The following is a 23,926-nucleotide window of genomic DNA, read 5'->3' as shown; positions in this document are numbered from 1 at the left end:
CAACCGCGAAAGTTCAGCGCACCGGGGCCTTCGGCCCCAGCAACGCCAGCAGCACGAAGACCACGATCGAGGCGACGGTGCCAAGCACCGCCGGCAACCCGAATGCCCACGCCGGACGGCCCTGCTGGCGCGCCCACTGGCCCAGATGCCAGGCCGCCCCCAGGTTGATCAGCCAGGCAATGGCGAACACCGGCCACAGCACCATGCCCACCGCACGCAGAACAGGCATGGACACCAGTGCGGCGACGATGGCCGCGATCAGGAAGACCAGTGCGGAGCGGGAATGGCGTGATCGTGCCGGTGCGTCGGCGGGTGATTCGCTGAATTCCATGGAGAGTGCCTCGATCCCGATGTAGTCCAAAGGGGATCACGTACGGTGCCCGAAGGGAAGCTCTCTGTAGTATCGAGCCGTGCTCGACTGATCCGGCATTGCGCGAACGGCAGCCGAGCATGGGCTTGGCTCTACATGACAATCAACCCTGGGCGAAGTCCTTCAGGATCTCGCCGACGCCGCTGGGCGAGATCTCGAAGCCCAGCGAAGTGCCCGGGTTGATCACCACGCCGTAGCCACCCGGCACCCGGCGCAGCACGTCCAGCATCCGCCAGCGGATCTGGTGTTCGGCCTGCTGGCTGTAGATGCCCACCCGCGACGGATCGGTGAACACGGCCACGTGCAGGGTGCCCTGCTTGTCGAACAGCAGCGGGTCGAAGCCGCTGCCATCGGGGGTCACCAGGCTGCCGGTCAGCAGTACCACCTCGGAGGCGACGAAGGCCTCCATGAAGGCGCGGATCGGCACCGCCCCGTCCATCGCCGCCTTCAGCAGGGTTTCGATCGGGGTCTGCGGGGCGAGGTCGGTCATGGCGATACGGCGGGGCGTGAGGGGGGCCTATTGTGCCGGATATGGTCACCCCGGTAGTGCCGGCCGCTGGCCGGCACCTGAAGGTGCCATGGATTCATGGGTGCCGGCCAGCGGCCGGCACTACCGCCCCAGCCGCACGTCCCGCGCCCGCTGGTCGGCCATCGCCTTGTCCAGCTCGGCCTGCAGCGCCGGCTGCTGCACGGCGGCATCGAGCACGTACACCTTCACCCCGTGCGCCGGCACTTCGGCCTTCAGGGAAGCATCCACCTGCAACGAACCGCCGTCCAGCGCATCACGCCAGCGGCCCGCCTGGAGGTACCGCGCCACGGTGAAGGTCTTCGCACTGTCGCCCTTGTTCAGCAGCACCAGCGCGGTCTGCGCCACCTCGCCATGCTGCAGCACGCGGAAGAACACCGCCTCATCACCCTGCAGGCGCTCGTTCACCTGCAGGCCGCGCTGCAGCGCCGGAGTGGCTGCGCGCAGCCGGGCGATACGCTGCAGCGGCGCGAAGATCGGACTCTTCGGCGCAGCATCCACACGCGGCTGGCCGAAGTAAGCGCGATTGCCGGCATGCTCGGCACGGCCACGCATGAAGCCCGTCTCCGAGCCGTAATAGACCACCGGAATGCCGCGCGCGGTGAACAGCCAGTTGTGTGCATCAATGAAGCCACTGTCGCTGGCCTGCAGTCGTGGCATGTCGTGGTTGTCGTAGAAGCTCATCAGCTCGTACGGGTTGGCATACGGCCCACCGCTCAGATGCAGCGGCTCGGCCAGGGTCTCGAAACCCTTGCCGGCGGTGCCGAAGGTCTGCTCCAGTGCACCGCGCAACGGGAAGTCGAGCACGCTGACGTTGGCGTTGGCCGGCCAGGTGTGCTCTGCAATGCGCGCGGCATCGTAATCGAACGCTTCGCCGAACATGAACATGCCCGGGTGCTCGGCGCGGATACGCTTGACGAAGGCATGCCACCACGGGTGCGGCAACCAGCCGATGGTGTCGATGCGCAGCGCATCCACGCCCTGAGCGGCCCATTGCAGGTAAGCACCGACCAGGTAGTCCATCACCGCCGGATTGTCCTGGTTGAAGTCGGACAGCTCGGCCAGGTTGCCATCGAAGATCGAGCCGTCCTTGCTGTCGACCGGTCCAATGTTGTTGTAGAACGCGTGCAGCGGGTTGTGCTTCGGATCCAGTTCCTGCGGCGGCAGGTTCTGGTGGTCGGCGATCAGCTTTCCGTCCTTGTCGAAGATCTGCCCGAACTGCGGCTGCCGTGTCGGCATGGTCCAGGCCGGCGAACCGTGGTTGCCCACGATGTCCAGCACCACCTTCAAGCCGGCACCGTGCAGGCCCTTGGTCAACCCGGCGAAGTCCAGGTCCTTGCTGGGCAGGTGCTCATCGAGCTTGTAGAAGTTGATGCCCCAGTACCCGTGGTAGCCGGTCTTGCCACGATCGGTCAGCGTGCTGGTGCAGCTGATCGGCTTGCTGCCGGCAAAGGCCTCGTCCGGGTTGTCAACGATGGGCGTGATCCACACCGCACCGAAGCCGAGGTTGCGGATGTACTGCGCATTGTCGAGCACGCCACGGAAGTCGCCGCCGAGATAGCCGATGTTGCCGTCCACCTTGTCCGGGCAGGGCACCGGGATGTCGAAGGTGCGGAGCTTGCCGCCCTGGTCACGATGGTCATTGGACGGGTCACCGTTGACGAAACGGTCGGTGACCACGAAGTACACCGCATCACTGGCGAACGGTTCGGTGGTGCCCACATAGTCCGGGCGCGGCGCGGCCGCCGCATGGCCGGCCAGCAGCATCAAGGAAACAGCAACAGACAACGCAGCACGCATCACACCACCTCCGGACGGGACGGAACCCACAACACGCACAGGCCGGCAATGAACAGGCTGCAGCCGCCCAGCACCAGCACATGCATTGGCTGGCCGCCCAGCAATGTGCGCAGGGCGAAGCCGAGTGCACTGGCCGCCACCAGCTGCGGGATCACGATGAAGAAATTGAAGATGCCCATGTACACGCCCATCTTCGATGCCGGCACGCTGTCGGACAGCAGTGCATACGGCAGCGAGAGGATGGACGCCCAGGCGAAACCGACGCCAACCATCGACAGCAGCAACCAGTGCGGATCGCGGATGAACATCAGCGAGACCAGGCCGGCACCGCCCAGCCACAGGTTGACCAGGTGGCTCCAGCGCAGGCCGATCGCACGCACCATGAGTGGAATCAGCACCGCCGCCAACGCGGCGAACCCGTTGTAGGCGCCAAACAGCACGCCCACCCAGTTGGCGCCCTCGTTGTAGGCCGCCGACTCTGGTTCAGTCGAACCGAAGTGGGCGCCAGCCACCGCGGCGGTGGTGTAGATCCACATCGCAAACAGCGCGAACCACGAGAAGAACTGTACCCACGCCAGGCGACGCATGGTGACCGGCATCGCGCGCAGGTCGCCGACGATGGCGGCCAGCATGTGCGTGGCCGGCAGCGTACGCGCGAGCGCCAGCAGCAGGCCATAGCCGGCACACAGGCCGGCCAGCACGTACAGCATCCGGTCGCCCTGCCGCCAGGTGATCAGCAGCGCCAGCAGTACGCCCAGCCCCAGCCATCCGGCCACCTGCACCCAGGGCGCCGGGCCGCTGATCGGCGCCGCTGCGTGATGTGCCGGAGGTTCGGCGTCATCGAAACCGGCCAGCTCCGCCGGTGAGTATTCGCGGGTGCTGACCACCGTCCAGGTGATTGCCGCCAACAGCACCACCGCGCCGAAGTAGAACGCATAGCGCACGGTATCAGGCACCTCACCTGCGGCGGCCGTATTGGCGACCCCGAAGTGGGCCAGGATGAACGGCAGGAAGCTGGCGACGATGGCGCCCACGCCGATGAAGAAGCTCTGCATGGCGTAGCCGGTCGGGCGCTGGCGCGGTGCCAGCTGGTCGCCGACGAAGGCGCGGAACGGCTCCATTGATACGTTGATCGAAGCATCCAGCACCCACAACGTGCCCGCCGCGATCCACAACGTCGGCGAGTTCGGCATCACCAGCAGCGCCAGCGTGGTCAACACCGCTCCGATCATGAAATAAGGACGGCGGCGCCCCCAGCGCGTCCAGGTGCGGTCGGACAGGTAACCGATCACCGGCTGCACCAGCAGGCCGGTCAGCGGCGCGGCGATCCACAGCCCGGGCACCGCGTCGATGTCCGCGCCCAGCGTCTCGAAGATGCGGCTGGCATTGGCGTTCTGCAGGGCGAAGCCGAACTGGATGCCCAGGAAGCCGAAACACATGTTCCAGATCTGCCAGAACGACAGCTGCGGCTTGGCGGTACGATTCATCGTGCGCCCTCTGCCGCGGCCACCGGCGCCACCATCAGCGCCTGCACCTGGGCTTGGTTGAGCACGCCATCGCGTCCGCCCTTGCCCCCGGTGTAGTGCGCGAAGTGCTGCAGCGCGCTCATGTTGAAGCCTTCTTCAAGCGTGACCGTGCATCGGCCCTTGGGCACCGTGAATGTCGCCGAGGTCGAGTCCTGCACGGCCACGCTGTGCGGCAGGGTGACGGTGTGCCGCTGCAACGGCTGGCCCGGGCACTGCAGCACCAGCTGCTTCACCGCAGCGGTGACGCCGGTGTTGATCGGCCCGTTCGGATTGCGGTACTGCAGGCGCAGGCGCACCTGCCCGGCCCTGGCGGAGGTGAACTGCCAGCGCTGCGTACCCTTCAGTCGCTGCTGCGGACCGACGCAGACCATCGGGCTGTGCAGCGATTCAATTGCACCGTCGCGCCGGGTCAGGCTGAGGCAATGCTGCAGGCCATCGTCACCGATGCGTGCAAGGCCATTGCTGGCGGCGAGCGCCCGGCCGTCCTGCCACAGCACCTGGCCGGCAGCGACCACGACATTCCAGCCCCTGCCCTTGCGTTGCACCTGCGGTGCGGCCGGCGTGGCTGGTGCGCGCGCATCTGCGTCGGCCGTCGTCGCCGCGCTGCGTGGCGCCGCTGCGGCGGGCACCAGCTGCACGGTGGTGGTGGCGCCACGGGTCTTCACCTTGCCCGCCACCAGCAGGCCATCACCCACCTGCTTCGGTCGCTCCAGCACATAACGCCTGCCATCGGCCTCCAGGGAGATGCGGCGCTGATTGCCGAACAGTTCGGGCACCAGCACGGCCGGCAGCTTGGGCTGCACGCGGCCATCGTCCTGCACGCCGAACACGCCCTCGACCACCATCGACAGATAGCCGGCCACCGACCACAGCTGGCGTTCGGAGTTGACCACCGGGCCGCTCAGCACGCCCTCGTCAACATGCACCGCCTGGCTGACCAGCTCGTAGTTCTCCATGTTGGAACCGGCCAGCGCGGCGCCCTGCATCAGCGAGCGGATCTCGGCGGCGATGCGCGGTGCATCGTCCAGCTGGCGCGCCGCGCGCAGCGAATAGGCACTGACGAACGGCCAGATCGCGCGGTTGTGGTAGATCGGCTGCTGCGCCTCCTGCGGCCACACCACCGGGCTGCCGGCCGGCCCCATCGGATAGGCGGCCAATGCACGGCGCGCCCGCTCGGGTGGCAGCACTTCGGCCAGGATGCCCAGCGACAGGCCAAGCAGATCGACCTTGGCGTACGGCACCGGGTGCGCGGCCTCGCCGATGTAGCTCATGTACTGGCCGATATCCTCGCGCCAGAAGCGCGCATCGATCTGCTGCGCCAATGCATCGGCCCATGCCCTGTAGTCGGCCGCGCGGGCATCGCCGTGCTGCCCGGCCAGGCGTTCGGCCAGGCGCAGTGCCTGGTAGTGCAGCACGTTGGTGGACAATGCGTAGGAATCACCGATGAAACGCACGTCCTCGCGGGTCCAGTCTGGATAGGTCTGCTCGCGCCAGTCCAGGAAGGAGGTCTCGCCGCGGTACAGGCCCATCTGCGCGTCGAACACCATCGCGCGGTCCTGCGCCAGCGTGCCCTGCAGCGCCTGCCAGACCTGATCGGCAAACGCTCGGTCCTCCAGCAGGTGGCGTGCCGCCAGGAACCACACCACGCGATCACTGCTGATCGGCCAGCTGCCGCCGGAACCGGTGTCCTGCGCCACGAACAGGCCGGGCGTACGCCCGTCACGGGCTGCCGACAGCTTGAACTGCAGCGACTGCCGGGTGCGCTGCGGGTCCAGCCGCGCCAGCGCCAGGTCGGCGGCGAAGCTGACATCACGGGTCCACACATAGGGCCAGCGTGCACCGGTCTGGAAGCACTCGCACGGGACCGGCCGGCCCTCGTCGAACGCCGGATCACGGATCGCGTCCACGCGGTCCTGGGACATCTCCTGCTGGGCGAGCGCGAACAGGGCATCGAACATCACGCTGCCGGTCTGGCTGCGCATCGGTGCGGCTGCGATCTGCACTGCGCCCTTCGGCGCATGCAGCACGAAGCTGCCCTTGGCAGCGGCTTCGGCGCGCGCATGGCGACCGTCGAATTGCAGGTCGGCCGCCTGCGCGGTCGATCCCAGCGCTGCCCCCAGGGCAGCGGTCAGGCAAATGATCTTCAGCATCGAAGCGGCGGACCGGCTTGCGCCCGTCGGCCTCCCTCCCTCTCTGCACGCGTTGTAGGTCCGCACCGTCGTTGCCGGCGGGCGGGCGCGGCCCCTCCCTCAAGGTGCCTGGGCCCCATGGTAGACGCGGGGCTGTCGGCTGCGTCCAGTTGCATACGTATTCATGGCATCGCGCGGTGGCGCGCCCGCCGCGCTGGCTTATGGTCCGGGTCTGCCAACGGCGCCTTGGGAGGGGAATTGCCGATGTCATCCACTGCTGTACGCGCGGTGTTCGCGCACATGCTCGGCCTGGCCCTGATCGGGTGGGCCACGCTGGTACAGGCCGCGCCACAGGTGGCCAGCGTCGAATCGCCGGGCAAGGTATTGAAGGTCAGTCTGCTGCTGGACGGCGGCACCGCCCGCTACCGTGTCGAGCGCCTGGGCGACACCGTGGTGGAGGATTCGAAGCTGGGCTTTGCCCTGCGCGACGGTCGCCTGGACCGCGATTTCGCCCTGCTGGGCCAGCAGCGGCGCAGCGTCGATGACACCTGGGAGCAGCCGTGGGGCGAGCGCCGGCTCACCCGCAACCACTTCAACGAGCTGACCGTGCAGCTGGCTGAAACCACCGGCCGCAAGCGGCGGCTGGATGTGGTGTTCCGCGTCTACGATGATGGCCTTGGCTTCCGGTATGTGTTCCCTGAGCAACCGAACCTGCGCGAAGCCATCATCGATGACGAACTGACCGAGTTCGCCATCGCGCCCGAATCAACCGCCTGGTGGATTCCCGCCGGCGAACCGATCCACTACGAATACCTGTATCAGCGCACGCCGCTGCGCGAAGTGCCGCTGGTGCATACGCCGATGACCCTGCGCAGCCGCGATGGCCTGCACGTGGCGATCCACGAGGCAGCGCTGGTGGACTATGCCGGCATGTGGCTGCGGCGCACCGAGGGGCAGCGCCTGCGCGCGCAGCTGTCGCCCTCGGCCGAAGGCTGGAAGGTACGCCGCACCCTGCCCTTCGCCACGCCGTGGCGCACGCTGCAGATCGCCGATCGTGCCGGTGGCCTGGTCGAATCGGACCTGATCCTCAACCTCAATGAACCCAACGCGCTGGGCGATGTCAGCTGGGTGAAGCCGGCCAAGTACCTGGGCGTGTGGTGGTCGATGCACCTGGACAACGAGAGCTGGGCAACCGGACCGAAGCACGCGGCCACCACCGCCAAGACCAGGAAGGTGATCGACTTCGCCGCCGCGCATGGCTTCCGTGGCGTGCTGGTGGAAGGCTGGAACCCGGGCTGGGACGGCAACTGGGTGGGCAATGGCTACGACTTCGATTTCACCCGTGCCACGCCCGATTTCGATATCGAAGCGCTGTCGGCGTATGGCCTGAAAAAGGGTGTGCACCTGATCGGCCACCATGAAACCGGCTGCGCCATCGAGCACTACGAGGACCAGCTGGGCGCCGCGCTGGACCTGTACGCACGGCTGGGCGTGGACCAGTTCAAGACCGGCTACGTCTGCGACGATGGCCAGGTCGACCGCCGCAACCCCGCGGGGGGCCCACTGTGGCGCGAGTGGCACGACGGGCAGTTCATGGCCCGCCACCACCTGAAGGTGGTGCAGGAAGCTGCGCGCCGGCATCTGTCGGTCAACCCGCATGAGCCGATAAAGGATACCGGCCTGCGCCGCACCTATCCCAACTGGATCTCACGCGAAGGCGCGCGCGGCATGGAATACAACGCCTGGGGCCAGCCGCCGAACCCGCCGGGACATGAGGTCAACCTGGTGTTCACCCGCATGCTGGCCGGGCCGATGGATTACACCCCCGGCATCCTCAGCCTGAAGGGCCGCCACGGCCAGGCCATTCCCAGCACGCTGGCCCGCCAGCTTGCCCTGTACGTGGTGCTGTACAGCCCGATCCAGATGGCCGCGGACCTGCCCGAACACTACCTGCAGCATCGCGAGGCGTTCCGTTTCATCGAGGACGTGGCGGTGGACTGGGAGCAGAGCCGCGTGCTCGACGGCGAAGTGGGTGACTACGTGACGATCGTGCGCCGCGACCGCAACAGCCGCGACTGGTTCCTCGGCAGCATCACCGACGAACACGGCCGCGTGCTGCCGGTACCGCTGGGCTTCCTGGAGCCAGGCGTGCGCTATCGCGCCGAGATCTACCGCGATGGTGAAGGCGCTGATTTCCGCAGCAACCCGTTCGCGTTCGCACGCGAAACCCGCGAGGTGACCAGTGCCGATGCACTGACGCTGGTGCTGGCACCGGGCGGTGGGCAGGCCATTCGCTTCACGCCCATCCACTGAACGTTTTCCTACCTGCGCTCCCGTAGCGCCCGAGCCCATGCTCGGGCGGCGGTGCGTAGCACCGAAACGCAGCCGAGCATGGGCTCGGCTCTACCGAACAAGGCACCTGAAAGCGATTACAACCCTGCAGACGCCATTGAATACGTATGCAGGGTGATTCCCGCGAAGAACGCGCTGCCTACCATAGCGGCGACGACAGCGGCCACCGCGTCGCACGTTCACGGCCCCGCCGGAACGCTCACAAATCGATCTGCAACATTGCCTGGGAGGGGAAAATGTTGAACCACAAGCGCAGCGCGCTGAGCATCGCGCTGGCCGTTGTCCTGGCGCCGACGCTGGCGTCGGCACAGTCCACGCAGAACACCACCACGCCGGCCGGCACCGCCGCCACCAACCTGGATACGGTGCAGGTCACCGGCATCCGCCGCGGCATCGAGAGCGCGATCGCGGTCAAGCAGGACGCCACCTCGGTGGTCGAGGCAATCTCCGCTGAAGACATCGGCAAGCTGCCCGACGTCAGCATCGCCGAATCCATCTCGCGCCTGCCCGGCCTAGCCGCCCAGCGCGTGGCCGGGCGTGCGCAGGTGATCAGCGTGCGCGGCCTGTCGCCGGACTTCGCCACCACCCTGCTCAATGGCCGCGAAGTGGTCAGCACCGGCGACAACCGCGGCGTCGAGTTCGACCAGTACCCGTCCGAGCTGGTCAACGGCGTGACGGTGTACAAGACCCCGGACGCGGCGCTGGTCGGCCAGGGCCTGTCGGGCACCATCGACATGCAGACCGCGCGCCCGCTCAGCTTCGGCGAGCGCGTGATCGCGGTCAGTGGCCGCTACCAGAAGAGTTCGCTGGGCCGCGCCGCCAATGTCGATCCGTACGGCAACCGCTTCAGCGCCAGCTACATCGACCAGTTCCTGGACAAGACCCTGGGCATCGCCATCGGCTATGCGCACAGCGACATGCCGATCCAGGAGAACCAGGTCGGCCTGTACGAGCCGTGGACCACCGAGCACACCGACAAGGGCGACCGCCCGGGCGTGGGCGCCGGCACCTACTTCTCCGATGGCATCAAGGCGCTGCGCCGCACCGGCAACAACAAGCGCGACGGCGTGATGGCCACGATCCAGTTCCGCCCGAACAACAGCTGGACCAGCACCTTCGATGCCTTCCACACCGAAGCCGAGCAGATCGACACCGCCAACCAGTTCGAGCTGAACCTCAGCAACTACAACGGCAACTACACCCCGGGCCTGCTGGTCAGCAACCCGCAGGTCAACGCCAACGGCTCGTTCACCGGCGGCACCGCCAGCGGCGTGTATCCGCTGGTGCGCGGCATGTACAACAAGCGCAAGGACAAGATCGATGCGTTCGGCTGGAACAACGAGTTCAACTTCGGCGGCGTCAAGCTGGTCGCCGACCTGAACTACTCCAAGGCCACGCGCGACGAGCTGAACCTGGAAAACAACCTGCAGCTGACCCCGATGCCGCAACTGGATACGGTCGGCGTGTCGATCCGCCAGGACGGCTTCTCGCAGATCAGCCCGGGCCTGAACTACTCCAACCCCGATGCGCTGTTCCTGACCAACACGATCTACGGCTCCGGCTACGGCAAGGTGCCGCAGGTGGAAGACCGCCTGAAGGGCGGCAAGCTGGCTGCCACCATCGCCCTTCCTGATGCCATCGCCTCGTGGGCACCGGACATCGACATCGGCGTGAACTATGCCGACCGCCGCAAGGTGAAGACCCAGTCCGAAGGCAACATCCTGCTCGGCGCACAGGGCGATGCCAACATCGCCTCGGACCTGCAGTACCGTCCGGTGGACCTGGGCTTCGCCGGCCTCGGCACCATCCCGGCCTGGAACGTACCGGCCGCTGTGGGTCGTTACATGACCTTCAACCCGGTCGACAACCTGGACTACTTGATCCCCAAGTCGTGGACGGTCGAAGAGAAGATCACCACCGCCTGGGCGCGCCTGAACATCAACACCGACATCGGTGAAGTGGGCGTGCGCGGCAACATCGGCGTGCAGATGCAGCACACCGACCAGAGCTCGGATTCGCGCTACTTTGACCGCTCCCGCCCAGCGGGCGAGAACGTTCTTCCTATCGCCAGCGGGAAAACTTATAACGATTGGTTGCCGAGCCTGAACCTGGCCTTCCTGTTCCCGCACCAGCAGACCCTTCGCTTCGCCGTCGCCAAGCAGGTCGCACGCCCGCGCGTGGATCAGATGCGCGCCGGTCTGGATTTTGGTGTTGCCCGAGAAACCGGCAAGCCCGGGGCCAGCGGCGGCAACCCCCTGCTGGATCCCTGGCGTGCAACCGCGGTCGACTTGTCTTACGAGAAGTACTTCGGCGAGAAGGCCTACGTAGCGGCGGCGATCTTCTACAAGGACCTGAAGAGTTACGTCTATACGCAGACAATTGATGGTTATGATTTCAGCGACCAAGTGGCCAACTGGGTTTCTCAACCAGGTGATGCGCCGGTGCTGACCACCGGCACCTTCTCCGCGCCGCAGAACGGCAAGGGCGGCACGCTGAAGGGCCTGGAACTGACCGCATCGTTCCCGCTGGACATGCTGACCGACAGCCTGCGTGGCTTCGGCCTGCAGGCCAGCGCGACCTTCAACAAGAGCGACATCACCATCCTGGATCCGGAGAGCGCCTCCAGCGTGGGCAGTGAACCGATCAGCCTGCCGGGCCTGTCCAAGCGCGTGTACAACTTCACTGCCTATTACGAGCGCAGCGGTTTTGAAGCACGCGTCAGCCAGCGCCGGCGGTCGGACTTCATCGGTGAGATCGGCAACTTCAACGGCAACCGCAGCCTGCGCTATGTCGTCGGCGAGAACGTGACCGATGCGCAGGTCAGCTACACCTTCAGCGACAGCAGCGCCCTGCGTGGCCTGACCCTGCTGCTGCAGGGCAGCAACCTGACCAACGAGCCGTACCGCACCTACGCCGGCAGCAAGGACCGCCCGCTGGAGTACATCGAATGGGGCCGCACCTACATGCTGGGCGTGAACTACAAGTTCTGAGGTAGCGCCGGGCCCTGCCCGGCAGCCGGACCCGGTAGTGCCGGCCGCTGGCCGGCAACAGAAACAGGGAGCAGGACCGGAAACCCGCTGCGCAGGCAGCGGGTTTTCCTTTGCGCGGATGCCGGCCGTTGGTCGCAAGGCCCACCCATAAAAGAGGGACGGGGCGCTTCGGCCCCGTCCCCGCAAGTACCGCCACCGGAGAAAACGGTCAGCTGCGTCGGGCGCAATACACCGCGCGCGGCGGCAGCTGGAGTTCATTGCCCTGCACCGTGCCCGCATCCGGGCCCGGTACCACCACCTGCTGCCAGTTGCCCGGCGGCAGCGGATGGCTCACCGCTTCGGCCGACAGGTTGAAGGCCAGCAGGAGGGTTTCATCTGCAAGCATACGCTCGAACAGCAGCACGGGCTCGGCGCTTTCAAGAAATCTGATGCTGCCGTGCAGGAGGGCCGGCTGGGTATGCCGCCAGGCCAGAAACGCGCGGAACGCCGCCAGCACCGAATGCGGGTCGCGCTCCTGCACGGCGACCGCCGCGGCCCGGTGTTCGGCCGGGATCGGCAGCCAGGGCTGGCCGGTGGTGAAGCCGGCCAGCGGTGCATCGGTCCACGGCAGCGGGGTGCGGCAGCCGTCACGGCCCTTGAAATTCGGCCAGAAGGTGATGCCATAAGGGTCCTGCAGGGCCTCGAACGGCACCTCGGCCTCGGCCAGGCCCAGCTCCTCGCCCTGGTACAGGCAGACCGAACCGCGCAGCGAGCACAGCATCGCCACCAGCATCCGCGCCAGGCGCGGATCGGCCGGGTGGCCGCCCCAGCGGCTGACCGCCCGCTCCACGTCGTGATTCGAAACCGCCCAGCACGGCCAGCCTTCGGTCATCGCTGCTTCCAGGCGCGAGACCGTATCGCGGATGTAGGCCGCACTGTAGTCGTCCACCAGCAGCTCGAAGCTGTAGCCCATGTGCAGGCGGCCCTCGCGGGTGTACTCGGCCGTGGTGGCCAGCGAGTCTTCCGAAGAGATCTCGCCCAGGCTGACCGCCCCCGGGTATTCGTCCAGCAGCGCGCGCAGGCGCTCCAGGAACGGCAGGTTCTCCGGCTGCGTGTTGTTGTAGTAGTGGTACTGGTAGGCGTACGGGTTGTCCGGGCTGAAGCCGCGCCCCACCCGCTTGTCGGCGGGCTTGGCCGGGTTGTCACGCAACCGTGCGTCGTGGAAGCAGAAGTTGATCGCATCCAGGCGGAAGCCATCCACGCCGCGGTCGAGCCAGAAGCGCACGTTGTCCAGGGTCGCCTGCTGCACGTCCGGGTGATGGAAGTTCAGGTCCGGCTGGTCGACCAGGAAGTTGTGCAGGTAGTACTGCTCACGGCGCGGCTCCCACTGCCAGGCGCAGCCGCCGAACAGCGACAGCCAGTTGTTGGGCGGGGTACCATCCTCGCGCGGGTCGGCCCAGACGTACCAGTCGGCCTTCGGATTGCTGCGGTCCTGGCGGCTCTCGCGGAACCACGCATGCTCGATCGAAGTGTGGCTCAGCACCTGGTCGATCATCACCTTCAGGCCCAGGCCGTGGGCCTTGGCCAACAGGCGGTCAAAGTCGTCCAGGCTGCCGAACAGCGGGTCGACATCGCGGTAATCGGCGATGTCGTAGCCGAAGTCGGCCATCGGCGACCTGAAGAACGGCGAGATCCAGATCGCATCCACGCCCAGCGCGGCAATGTGGTCCAAGCGCTGAATGATGCCGGGCAGATCGCCCACGCCATCGCCGTTGGCATCAAGGTAACTGCGCGGGTAGATCTGGTAGATGACGGCTCCGCGCCACCATGGATAGTGCGACATCGACAGCCCCCCTCCGGGCATGCGGGACCCGCCGGCAGCGGGCCGAAATCCTGATCCGGCAAGCTTAGCGGCGGGCTCCCAGGCATGGCGCAACCTGCATACGTATTCACGCGGAGGGCCGCGCAGGCCGGGCTGGAATTGCCGCTCGGGCCGGTTTGCGCCCGAATTCACGGCCAGCGCCTATAATCGGTGGTGAGCCTGAAAGCCTGATCGCATGACCATCACCGAAGACACCCGTCCCGCCCTGGGCCTGCCCCAGATCCAGTCGCTTGCCGCGGCCGACATGGCCGCCGTCGACGCCCTGATCCGGCGCCGGCTGTCCTCGGACGTCGTGCTGATCAACCAGATCGCTGACCACATCATTTCCGCCGGCGGCAAACGCCTGCGCCCGATGCTGGTGATGCTGGCCGGCCATGCGGTCGGCCAGGCTGGCCCGGAGCACCACCAGCTGGCGGCGATCATCGAGTTCATCCACACCTCCACCCTGCTGCACGACGACGTGGTGGACGAATCCAGCCTGCGCCGTGGCCGCAGCACCGCCAACGCACTGTGGGGCAACGCGCCCAGCGTGCTGGTCGGCGACTTCCTGTACTCGCGCAGCTTCCAGCTGATGGTCGAGCTGGAGCGCATGCCGGTGATGCAGATCCTGGCCGACGCCACCAACCGCATCGCCGAGGGTGAAGTGCTGCAGCTGCTGCACGTGCACAATCCGGATACCGACGAAGCCGCCTACCTGCGCGTGATCGAGCGCAAGACCGCGGTGCTGTTCGCCGCCGGCACCCGCCTGGGCGCGCTGGCCAGCGGCGTGGATGAAGCGACCCAGCAGGCCTTGTTCGACTACGGCATGCATCTGGGCTACGCGTTCCAGATCGCCGACGACGTGCTGGACTACTCGGCCAACGCCGAGGAGCTGGGCAAGAACCTGGGCGACGACCTCGCCGAGGGCAAGGCCACGCTGCCGCTGATCCACGCGATGGCCCACTCCGACGACGCCACCCGCGAGCGCCTGCGCACCATCGTGCAGGACGGTGACGCCTCGGCGATGCCGGAAGTGCTGGCCGCGATCCGTGCCACCGGCGGCCTGGAGTACAGCCGCGCGCGTGCAGAGGAATATGCCGCAGCCGCCGAGCGCGCGCTCGACGGCCTGGGCGACAACGATGCCGTGGCCGCCCTGCGCGGCCTGGCCCGCTACGCGGTGCAGCGCTCGCATTGACCGGCTGAGGTGTGCCGACCAACGGTCGGCACCCACCAAACCGGCATTCCGGTGGGTGCCGACCGTTGGTCGGCACTGAAGCATCGGTAGTGCCGGCCGCTGGCCGGCATTCCCGATGACATCCGCAGCATCATGAGGTTGCCGGCCAGCGGCCGGCACTACCACTGCACGAATCAACGTTTCTCGAAGCGTTCCTCGAAGAACTCATCCAGCGCCTTCCACGCGCGCTTGGCCGCCCGCTCGTTGTACTGGCACCCCGGCGGACTGTTGGCATCGCGCTCGGCGAAGCAGTGCACCGCCCCGCTGTAGTTGGTGAACTCCCAGTCGACCTTGGCCGCGTTCATTTCCCTCTGGAAACCAGCGATGTCCTCGGCAGTCACGCTCCTGTCGTCTGCGCCGTTGAGCACCAGCACCGACGGATGGCTGCCACCGGCCTGCGCCGGCAGCGGTGAACCCAACCCACCGTGCAGGCTGACCACACCGGCCAGCGGCGCACCGGCACGAGCCAGTTCCAGCACCGTGGTGCCGCCGAAACAGAAGCCCACCGCGCCGATCCGGCCGGCATCGAGCGGCACCTTGCCCGCCTGCGCCCTGAGCACGTTCACCGCCTCCAGCGCACGTGCGCGCAGCAGCGGCCTGTCATTGCGCAGCTTGGTTGCCACCGGCCCGGCCTCGGCATCGGTCTTCGGCCGCACGCCCTTTCCGTAGACATCGGCCACCAGCACCACGTAATCATCGCCGGCCAGCTGCTTGGCCTTTTCGACCGCCGATTCGTTCACGCCCTTCCAGTTCGGCACCATCACCAGGCCCGGGCGCTTGTCGTTGTCGCCGTCGTCATAGACCAGCACGCCACTGAAGGTCGTGCCCTGGTGTTTCCATTCCACCGGCTGGGTCTTCATCGCCGCCCACGCCGGCATCGCCGCCAGCCCCAGGATCACCGCCACACCGCATCGCCAACGATTCATGCGCCTGCTCCGCAAGAAAAAGGGGACGGAGGGGATTAAGCCGCATTTGCCCCTCCCGCGTCGCATTCTGCATTGGCGACGTGACGCAGGTGTGGTTGGATACGACTTAATCCCCTCCGTCCCCTTTTTCCGTATGAACGTTGTTGACCGCTTTCTGTCTGGCCTGAACCCGCGCCTGCCTGCTGATGGCGCCGCGCAATGGATCCACGTCCAGGGCGCCAGCGCCGAAGACCTGCAGCGCCTGCGTGTGCAGTGGCCGCAGGTGCCGGACAGCCTGGTCGAACTGCTGTCGCGCGTGGATGGCACCCACTTCCGCGAATACCCCGGCGGCGAGGTCTGCGTGCTGATGCTCGGCTCGGACGTTGAGGACGGCGGCTATCCGTACTACCTGCGCTCGGTCGCGCAGATCTTCGAGGACCAGCACCAGTGGGACGACAGCATCCGTTCCATCTATGAAGAGTGGCTGGATGACGAACCGGAGATCCTCGGCGAGGGCATCGACGCGGATCTGCCGATGAGCCGTCGGCTGTGCTTCTCGCACTGCATGAACAATGGCGGCACCTCGATGCTGTACCTGGATTTCGATCCCGCACCGGGCGGTACGGTCGGCCAGGTGGTGCGCTACCTGCATGATCCGGACAGTTACGCGGTGATCGCGCCCAGCTTCGACGCCTACCTGCAGCAGCTGATTGACGGCGATTACGCGTTCATCGACGAAGATCTGTAGATCCACGCCATGCGTGGATAGCTGCACAGGATCCCGCCGGGGTCAGAGCCCTTTCCTGCGGAAAGGGATCCGACCCCTCACCCGATGCCCAACCCCGGAATCGCGCTGATGCTGTCCGGATCGAACCCGGCCAGCGCGGCGAAATGACGTCCGCGCGCCACGTAGTCGCGGTATGCACCAAAGCTCGGTGCACCCGGCGACAGCAGCACCACCCCGCCCTGTTCGCCCAGCGCGGCGCGCGCCAAGGCCATCGCCTCGGCGAGATCGCCCGCCGCATGCAGGCCGAAGCGACCGGCGTCGGCCAACGGCTGCAGCATCGCGTGGATGCGCGGGCCGTTGCTGCCCATGGTCACGATCTCCACCGGCGGCACATCGTGCGCCATGTGCTGCATGAAATCGGTCCAGTCCAGGCCACGGTCATGCCCTCCCACCAGCAGCGCGATGCGCTGGCCGGCGAAGCACTCCAGCGCGGCCAGGCTGGCATGCGGCGTGGTGCTGATCGAATCGTTGACGTAGGTCAGGCCATCGGCCACGCCGATGCGCTGCAGGCGGTTCGGCAGCGGACGGAAGTCCTGCACCGCCGGCGCAAGCGCCGCGGCATCCAGCCCCAGCGCTTCCAGCGCGGCCAGCACCGCGCACAGGTTGCCGCGGTTGTGGCGGCCTGGCAGCGGCGTGTTGCGGGTATCAAACACGGCCTGCTCACCGCGATGCACGATGTCGCCGCGCATGTGCCAGCCCTGCGGCTGGTTGAACCAGACCACTGCGCTGTCGGGCAGCGACAGCGCGGCCAGGTGCGGATCGGCGGCGTTGAGCACAGCGATGCGCGGTGCGGCTTCAGTCACCAGCCGCAGCTTGTCTTCGATGTAACGCTGTTCGCTGCCGTGCCAGTCCAGGTGTTCCGGGAACAGGTTCAGCACCACCGCCACCTGCGGGCGGCCGCCACTGCGTGCCACCTCACCGGTCTGGTAGCTGGACAGTTCCACCGCCCAGTACTCGGGCGCGGGCTGCGGATCCAGCACTTCCAGCAGCGGCAGGCCGATGTTGCCGACCAGGCCGGTGCGATGGCCGGCGGCACGCAGCAGGTGCGCAACCAGCGCGGTGGTGGTGCTCTTGCCCTTGGTACCGGTCACGCACACGGTGTCGTGCACGATGCCATCGTCGGCCGCGTGTTCGGCGAACCACAGCGCGGTGCCACCAATGAAGCTGGTGCCCTGCCCTGCAGCCGCCAGCGCGATCGGCTGGTAGGGGCTGATGCCGGGCGATTTGATCACCACGTCGAACGCAGCCAGCGCTTCAGCGGAAGGCTCGCCACGAACGTCCAGCGCGCCCTTCGTTTCCGCACGCGCCGCCTCGACCTCGGACGCCGGGCAGAACAGGCTCAATGCCAGCGTGGGCAGGCGCGCGCGCAGCACCGCAAACGCGGCGCGGCCCTCACGGCCCCAGCCCCACAGGGCGACGCGCTTTCCTTCAAGCTTCGAAATCTTCACGCACCCGTTCCCACAGCGCAGCTGGAACACGGTGCTCGCCCTGCAGCTGCAGCAGCGGTGCCAGTTCCAGTTCGGCGGCATCCAGCTGCGGCTGGATCTCGTTGCAGAAGCGCTTCACCAGCACGTCTTCCTTCCACTCCGGGCGCTGTGCCAGGGTCGCCATCGCCGCACGCGATTCGCGGCCTTCGCCCACGCACTCGAACGGCTTGTGGTCCTGGAATTCAAGCAGCGCATCGAAGCCACCGGCCTGCTCGGCATCGTCCAGCAGGTTGCGGCCGAAGATGCGCACCAGGCGCGTCTTGGGCATGAACGGGGCCAGCGCCAGGAACACGAAATGGCATTTCGGGCAGACGCCGCACCAGCGGTTCACCGGGCGCTCGCCGAGGATGTGGAAGTTGCGGTTGCAGCTGGAGAAATGCGCGTCGTAGAAGTCACTCTTGGCGAACTGGCGGGCCACCGCCAGCTCGGACATCGGGCGCAGCAGCGAGTAGTACTGCAGGTCCGCCGCCACGTACTTCTGCACATGGCTACCGAAGGCCTGCTCGCAGGCCCACCCCTTGGACCACTGGTGGTTCACTTCGCCGGTGCCTGGAATCTGGCTGCCGTAGCTGGCCGAGCGCTCGTTGGAGAACACGACCTGGTCCACGCCGTGCAGCAACGCGGCCAGCACCATGATCGCCGAGTTCACCACCGTCACCGGGATATGGCCGTTCCAGGCGCCCTGGCGGTTCAACTCGAACAGTTCCGGTGCCAGCGTGCGGCCCAGGTTCAAGGTCGGCAGGCCAGTGCGCTCGGCGCACGCACGGATCAGCTGCGAGCCACCGATCCAGGTCACGGTCTCGTCCACGCCGGCACGGCGCAGCGCTTCGATGCTGACCAGCGAATCCTTGCCGCCGCCGATGGCCACCAGCGCGTGCGGCTGCAGGCCCAGCGCCGGCGCCTGCACGGCCTCGCCCTGCACCGGCAACCGGAAGCGGCCGCGCAGGTTCAGGCCGTTGCGGTAGGCGAATTCGCCCAGGCCGTTGAGGTAAATGGTCTCCACCAGCGCGGCGGTATCGGCATCGATGCTGTAGCTTTCGATGCTGACCGTATCCGGTACGCCGGCCTTGTAGTAGCTGACACCGGCGATCAGGTGCAGCAGCTGCAGCGCGCGCTGCACGGCGGCGCTACGCGCTTCGTCCAGCACGAACGGGGCGCCCGGCACGGTGATGGTTTCCACCATCTCCGGGCCGTCATCAAAGGCGTAGACCAGCTTGGCCACGCCGGTATCCGCGGCGAATTCGCAGCGGACGAAGCGGAAGCGGGAAACCTGGTGTTTGTCGAAAGCAGTCATGGTGTATCCGGTCAGGCACGGGCCCGCGCGATGGCGCGGGACGTGTCGGTGGGCGGGTGCAGGGCGCGCGCGGTGGTCATTCGATCACGTCTTCGCGCGGCAGCATCCGCTGGTTGTAGGTGTTGGCCATCACATAGCCGTACGCGCCGGCGTCGGCGATCAGCATCACGTCGTCCGGCGCAGTTGACACCGGCAGCTTGCGGCGCTTGCCGAACACATCGCTGGATTCGCAGATCGGGCCGACCACATCGAACGCCGCTTCGGCATAACCACCCTGGCGGCTGAGATTCTCGATGTCGTGCCAGGCGTCGTACAGGGCCGGGCGCATCAGCGTGTTCATGCCGGCATCCAGGCCCACGCGGCGCACGCCGTCCTTTTCCACCACCTGGGTGGCATGGGTCAGCAGCACGCCCGATTCGGCCACCAGGTAGCGGCCCGGCTCGATCGCCAGGCGGAACGCCGGGTGCAGCGCCTTGACCTCGGCCAGGCCCTCGGCCCAGGCGTCCAGGTCGAACGGCTCGTCTTCGTCGCTGTACGGAATCGGCAGGCCGCCACCGATGTCGATGGTGTGCACGCTGCCGATGCGGCGGGCGAAGCCGGCCAGCTCATCGCACATCAGGCGCCAGTGCTGCGCGGTTTCCACGCCACTGCCCAGGTGCGCATGCAGGCCGACCACGCGGCTGCCCAGCTCGGTGGCCGCGCGCACGAACTCGTCCACGCGGGCGATCGGCAGGCCGAACTTGGACTCCTTGCCGCCGGTGCGGACCTTGGCATGGTGGCCTTCGCCACGCCCCAGGTCGACGCGCAGCCACAGCTCGCGGTTGCGGAACAGGTCCGGCCAGCGCTGCAGCGCTTCGACGTTGTCGACGGTGACGGTCACGCCAAGGGCGAACGCCGCCTCGTACTCGCTGCGCGGGCAGAAGCTGGGAGTGAACAGCACGCGCCGCGGCGACAGCTCCGGCAGGTGCTGGAACACATGCTTCAGCTCGCCGTACGAGACGCACTCCAGCCCGAAGCCCTCGGCTTCCAGCAACTGCAGGATGGCCGGATGGCTGTTGGCCTTGATCGCGTAGTAACGCTGGTCGATCGGCTTGATCGCGGCCAGCGCGCGGGCGCGGGCGCGTACCGTCGGCAGGTGGTAGACATAGCGCGGCGTACCGGCATCGGCCAGCTGCAGCAGGTGCGCACGCTGGCCGCGCCACCACGGCGTGCCGCGCGGGCGCACGGTGCCGGCAATCTCGCGCCAGCGCGGGCCGAACACTTCGGTTTCTTCCACCGGCATCGCACCGCTGTCGATCAGCTCGGCATGCAGGATCGGCAGCAGGCCATCGGCATCGGCCTCGTCGATGACGAAGGTCAGGTTCAGGTCGTTGGACGACTGCGAAATCATGTGCACGCGCTCGCGGCCGAAGGTGGCCCACACGTCCGACAGCTTGTGCAGCAGAGAACGCATGCCACGGCCGACCAGGGTGATCGCCGCGCACGGCACGATCACCTTCACCTTGCAGATCTGCGACAGGTCGGCCGACAGCGCGGCCAGCACATCGGTGTTGACCAGGTTCTCGGACGGGTCCAGCGACACGGTGACGTTGGTCTCGGCCGAACCGATCAAGTCCACCGACAGGCCATGCTTCTTGAACAGGTTGAACACATCGGCCAGGAAGCCGACCTGCTGCCACATGCCGATGCCTTCCATCGACACCAGCACGATGCCGTTGCGGCGGCTGATCGCCTTGACGCCTGGTACCGGTGCAGCACTGCCGTCAATGCTGGTGCCCGGCAGTTCCGGACGCTCGGTATCGAGGATGGCCATCGGCACGCCTGCATCGCGGCACGGCTTGATCGAGCGCGGATGCAGCACCTTGGCACCAGTGGTGGCGATTTCCTGCGCCTCGTAGTAGTCCAGGCGGGTCAGCAGGCGCGCGTCCGGCACATCCTTCGGGTTGGCACTGAACATGCCCGGCACATCGGTCCAGATTTCCACGCGGCTGGCGCCGAGCAGCGCGCCGAAGTACGCCGCCGAGGTATCCGAGCCACCACGGCCGAGGATGGCGGTACCGCCATCGGCATGCCGCGAGATGAAACCCTGGGTGATCAGCAGGCGGGTCGGCTGCGCGCGGAAGCGCTGCATCCACTCCGCATCGGCACGCCACTGGCAGTTCACCGACAGGCGCTGTGACCAGTCGCTCTGGTTCGGCTGCGGCGGCATCGCGTCCAGCCACTGGCGGGCATCCATCCAGCCCATGTCCAGGCCCGAGGCGTGCAGGTAGGCCGCGCCCAGCGTGGACGACAACAGTTCGCCCTGGCCCAGCACTTCGGCCTGCCACTGCAGCGGACGGGTGGCCGCACGCGGGTCGTCGAGCAGGCCCTGCAGTGCCGCCAGGCGCTCGGCCAGTACTTCGCGGCCCAGGCCCAGTTCGGCCAGGAAGCCTTCATGGCGTTCGACCAGCGCGGCCACGCGATCACGGCTGTCCGGCGCGCCATCGGCGATCGCGGTCAGCTCGTTGGTGACCCCGGACAGCGCCGACACCACCACCAGCACGCGCGAGCCGGTCTCTTCCGCGCGTTTTTTCGCCAGCTTCCCGATCGTGTCCCAGCGGTGACGACGCGACACCGAAGTGCCGCCGAACTTCAGTACGATCCAACGATCGACAAGGGGGGAAGCTGACATGGATTGGCTATGTAGAATGTGGGGAAGCCGCCCTTGGGGGCGGAACCTTTGATTCTAAGCGCAATATCCCCGTAGATGGCCCTCCTCCGTTACCTGCAGCTCGATGTCTTCGCCTCCCGCCCCGGAACCGGGAATCCACTGGGTGCCCTCCTGGACGCCGATGCGCTCTCCGGCGAGCAGATGCAGGCCCTGGCCGCCTGGCTGAACCTGTCCGAGACGGTGTTCTTCCTGCGCCCCAGCGCGCCCGGCGCCGACTACCACATCCGCATCTTCACCCCGACCCGTGAGCTGGCCTTCGCCGGCCACCCGAGCGTCGGCGCGGCCTGGGCGGCGGTGAGCTGCGGCCTGGCCCAGCCTCGCGACGGCGCCCTGCTGCAGCAGTGCGCGGCGGGGGTGCTGCCCGTGCGGGTGAGCGGCCCGGCCGAAGCACTCCAGATCCAGCTGGCCAGCCCACCGGCGCGGCAACTGGCGACTGGCGCAGATGCGGCACCCGAAACACTGCTGGCCCTCGCCGCCAACGGGCACGTGCCCGAACTCTGGGACAACGGCGCGCGCTGGTGGCTGCTGCCGCTGCGCGATGCCGCCGCTGTGCGCGGCCTGGCGCCGGACATGGCCGCCCTGCGTGACTGGAGCCTTGCCACCGAGGCCACCGGCGTGGCCGTATTCGCCGACGAAGCCGGTACCGACCACACCCGTGTGGTGCGCGCATTCTGCCCCGCCGATGCGGCCAGCGTGCCGGAAGATCCGGTCACCGGCAGCGCCAATGCCCTGATCGCTGCCTGGCTGCGGCAGCGCAACGCCCTGCCCGGCCGCGAGGGCCACTACGTGGCCAGCCAGGGCCGCGAAGTCGGCCGCGATGGCCACGTGCAGGTGCAGGTCGACGCGCAGGGCACGGTCTGGATCGGCGGCCAGGTGCAGCCGGTCATCGACGGCCACCTTCGCTGGTAGCGCACAAAAAAGGGGACGGAGGGAATTAAGTCGCTTATGGCACTTGGGGCACAAGCGACTTAATTCCCTCCGTCCCCTTTTTTGTGCCCCGCGCTACGCTATGCCGCCTGTTTACTGGAGTCCTGCCTGATGTCCACCCGCCGTTTCCTGCAGCTGGATGTGTTCTCCCCGCGCGCCGGTGCCGGCAATCCGCTGGCCGTGGTGCTTGATGCCGAAGGCCTGGACGATGCCAGCATGCAGGCCATTGCGCGCTGGACGCGCCTGCCCGAGACCACCTTCGTGTTCCCGCCGCAGGTCGCAGGCGCCAGCTACCGGCTGCGCATGTTCAGCCCGCAGAAGGAGGTCCCGTTCGCCGGCCATCCCAGCGTCGGCACCGCGCATGCGGTGCTGCAGGCGGGCCTGGCCGCGCCAGTCGACGGCGTGCTCGTGCAGGATGGCATTGCCGGTGCGCTGCCGCTGCGCGTGAACGGCGAGGGCGCGCAGCAGCGCATTGCCATTCGCACCCCGCGCGCGCAGCTGGCGGAGATCGCCGAGGCCACCGACCCGCGCCTGCAGGCGGCGCTGAAGAATTGGCCGCTGGGCTCGCTGCCGCCAGCGCGCATGCAGGGCGGGCGCAGCTGGTGGGTGGTGCAGGTGGCCGATGAAGCGGCACTGCGCGCACTGCGCCCGGACTGGGACGCGGTCGCGGCTCTGGCCGAATCCACCGACAGCATGGGCGTGTTTGCCTACGCCTTCAGCGATGGCGGCGAAGGCTTCGATCTGGCGGTGCGCGCCTTTGTCGGCAATGGCCGCCGCTTCGAGGACGCCGCCTCCGGTGCTGCCAATGCGGTGCTGGCCGCATGGCTGGACCTGCGCGATGCGCTGCCGCGGGGCCGTGAATCGTTCGAAGTCAGCCAGGGCCGCGAAGTCGGCCACGACGCGCGCCTGACCCTGCGCGTCGATGAAGACGGCGAGGTCTGGTCGGGCGGGCAGGTGCAGACGGTGATTACCGGCACCCTTGATTGGTGATCGCGCTGGCGGGTGGTAGAGCCGAAGGCAGCGGCAGGAGCCGCTGCCAACGTCGGACG

Annotated in this window: 16 protein-coding genes; 6 read left to right on the top strand and 10 right to left on the bottom strand. The window is 67.4% G+C overall.

Annotated features, from left to right (window positions below; genetic code table 11):
* Nucleotides 1-13 precede the first annotated feature (13 nt).
* The 5 genes from AC5P98_RS01665 to AC5P98_RS01645 form a co-directional block, all read right to left on the bottom strand.
* Nucleotides 14-331, bottom strand: coding sequence for a hypothetical protein (locus AC5P98_RS01665; protein ID WP_049404961.1), 318 nt, complete (start codon nt 329-331; stop codon nt 14-16).
* Nucleotides 332-473: 142 nt separating this feature from the next.
* On the bottom strand, nt 474-860 hold the full coding sequence (locus tag AC5P98_RS01660) for an SseB family protein (protein ID WP_021203054.1): 387 nt from the start codon (nt 858-860) through the stop codon (nt 474-476).
* Nucleotides 861-980: 120 nt separating this feature from the next.
* Nucleotides 981-2,696 (bottom strand): alpha-amylase family glycosyl hydrolase, encoded by a 1,716-nt coding sequence (locus AC5P98_RS01655; RefSeq protein ID WP_049404962.1) that lies wholly within the window; start codon nt 2,694-2,696, stop codon nt 981-983.
* Nucleotides 2,696-4,183, bottom strand: coding sequence for an MFS transporter (locus tag AC5P98_RS01650; protein WP_495229829.1), 1,488 nt, complete (start codon nt 4,181-4,183; stop codon nt 2,696-2,698). The genes AC5P98_RS01655 and AC5P98_RS01650 overlap by 1 nt, the downstream gene beginning before the upstream one ends.
* Nucleotides 4,180-6,372: a glucosidase family protein gene (locus AC5P98_RS01645; RefSeq protein WP_495229828.1), complete on the bottom strand. Its 2,193-nt coding sequence runs from the start codon at nt 6,370-6,372 to the stop codon at nt 4,180-4,182. Before AC5P98_RS01645 ends, AC5P98_RS01650 begins: the two co-directional genes overlap by 4 nt.
* Before the next feature lie 237 nt (nt 6,373-6,609).
* On the opposite strand from AC5P98_RS01645, the gene AC5P98_RS01640 reads away from it, so the two are divergent.
* Nucleotides 6,610-8,664 carry a glycoside hydrolase family 97 protein gene (locus tag AC5P98_RS01640; protein ID WP_069117480.1) on the top strand — a complete coding sequence of 685 codons (2,055 nt, stop codon included), beginning with the start codon at nt 6,610-6,612 and terminating at the stop codon, nt 8,662-8,664.
* A gap of 275 nt (nt 8,665-8,939) precedes the next feature.
* A complete protein-coding gene (locus AC5P98_RS01635; protein WP_495229827.1) occupies nt 8,940-11,693 on the top strand; it encodes a TonB-dependent receptor in 2,754 nt (917 codons plus the stop codon).
* 208 nt (nt 11,694-11,901) lie between these two features.
* Here AC5P98_RS01635 and AC5P98_RS01630 read toward each other — a convergent pair whose 3' ends face one another.
* Complete coding sequence (locus AC5P98_RS01630) at nt 11,902-13,515, bottom strand: alpha-glucosidase family protein (protein ID WP_049404966.1); 1,614 nt, start codon at nt 13,513-13,515, stop codon at nt 11,902-11,904.
* 214 nt (nt 13,516-13,729) lie between these two features.
* Between AC5P98_RS01630 and AC5P98_RS01625 the strand changes: the two genes are divergently transcribed.
* Entirely contained in the window at nt 13,730-14,728 is a 999-nt protein-coding gene (locus AC5P98_RS01625; protein ID WP_049404967.1) for a polyprenyl synthetase family protein, read from the top strand.
* Between the two features lie 173 nt (nt 14,729-14,901).
* Here AC5P98_RS01625 and AC5P98_RS01620 read toward each other — a convergent pair whose 3' ends face one another.
* Nucleotides 14,902-15,693, bottom strand: a complete 792-nt coding sequence (locus tag AC5P98_RS01620) for a dienelactone hydrolase family protein (protein ID WP_049404968.1) — start codon at nt 15,691-15,693, stop codon at nt 14,902-14,904.
* Nucleotides 15,694-15,826: 133 nt separating this feature from the next.
* Here AC5P98_RS01620 and AC5P98_RS01615 point away from each other — a divergent pair, with 133 nt between their 5' ends.
* Entirely contained in the window at nt 15,827-16,420 is a 594-nt protein-coding gene (locus AC5P98_RS01615; protein WP_049404969.1) for an SMI1/KNR4 family protein, read from the top strand.
* A 77-nt stretch (nt 16,421-16,497) separates the two neighbouring features.
* Here the strand turns inward: AC5P98_RS01615 and murD are convergent, their stop codons facing one another.
* The 3 genes from murD to AC5P98_RS01600 form a co-directional block, all read right to left on the bottom strand.
* On the bottom strand, nt 16,498-17,907 hold the full coding sequence (murD, locus tag AC5P98_RS01610; RefSeq protein WP_049404975.1) for a UDP-N-acetylmuramoyl-L-alanine--D-glutamate ligase: 1,410 nt from the start codon (nt 17,905-17,907) through the stop codon (nt 16,498-16,500).
* Nucleotides 17,888-19,240, bottom strand: coding sequence for a UDP-N-acetyl-alpha-D-muramoyl-L-alanyl-L-glutamate epimerase (gene murL / locus AC5P98_RS01605; protein WP_049404970.1), 1,353 nt, complete (start codon nt 19,238-19,240; stop codon nt 17,888-17,890). The genes murD and murL overlap by 20 nt, the downstream gene beginning before the upstream one ends.
* 76 nt (nt 19,241-19,316) lie before the next feature.
* Nucleotides 19,317-21,911 carry a bifunctional aspartate kinase/diaminopimelate decarboxylase gene (locus AC5P98_RS01600; protein WP_046429381.1) on the bottom strand — a complete coding sequence of 865 codons (2,595 nt, stop codon included), beginning with the start codon at nt 21,909-21,911 and terminating at the stop codon, nt 19,317-19,319.
* A gap of 75 nt (nt 21,912-21,986) precedes the next feature.
* Here AC5P98_RS01600 and AC5P98_RS01595 point away from each other — a divergent pair, with 75 nt between their 5' ends.
* Both AC5P98_RS01595 and AC5P98_RS01590 read left to right on the top strand, forming a co-directional pair.
* A complete protein-coding gene (locus tag AC5P98_RS01595) occupies nt 21,987-22,859 on the top strand; it encodes a PhzF family phenazine biosynthesis protein (RefSeq protein ID WP_014646278.1) in 873 nt (290 codons plus the stop codon).
* A gap of 129 nt (nt 22,860-22,988) precedes the next feature.
* Nucleotides 22,989-23,867: a PhzF family phenazine biosynthesis protein gene (locus AC5P98_RS01590; RefSeq protein ID WP_049405950.1), complete on the top strand. Its 879-nt coding sequence runs from the start codon at nt 22,989-22,991 to the stop codon at nt 23,865-23,867.
* Nucleotides 23,868-23,926 lie beyond the last annotated feature (59 nt).

It is taken from the genome of Stenotrophomonas sp. YJH_SMC_135, from assembly GCF_059372355.1.
This window is presented reverse-complemented; position numbering and strand designations above follow the sequence as displayed.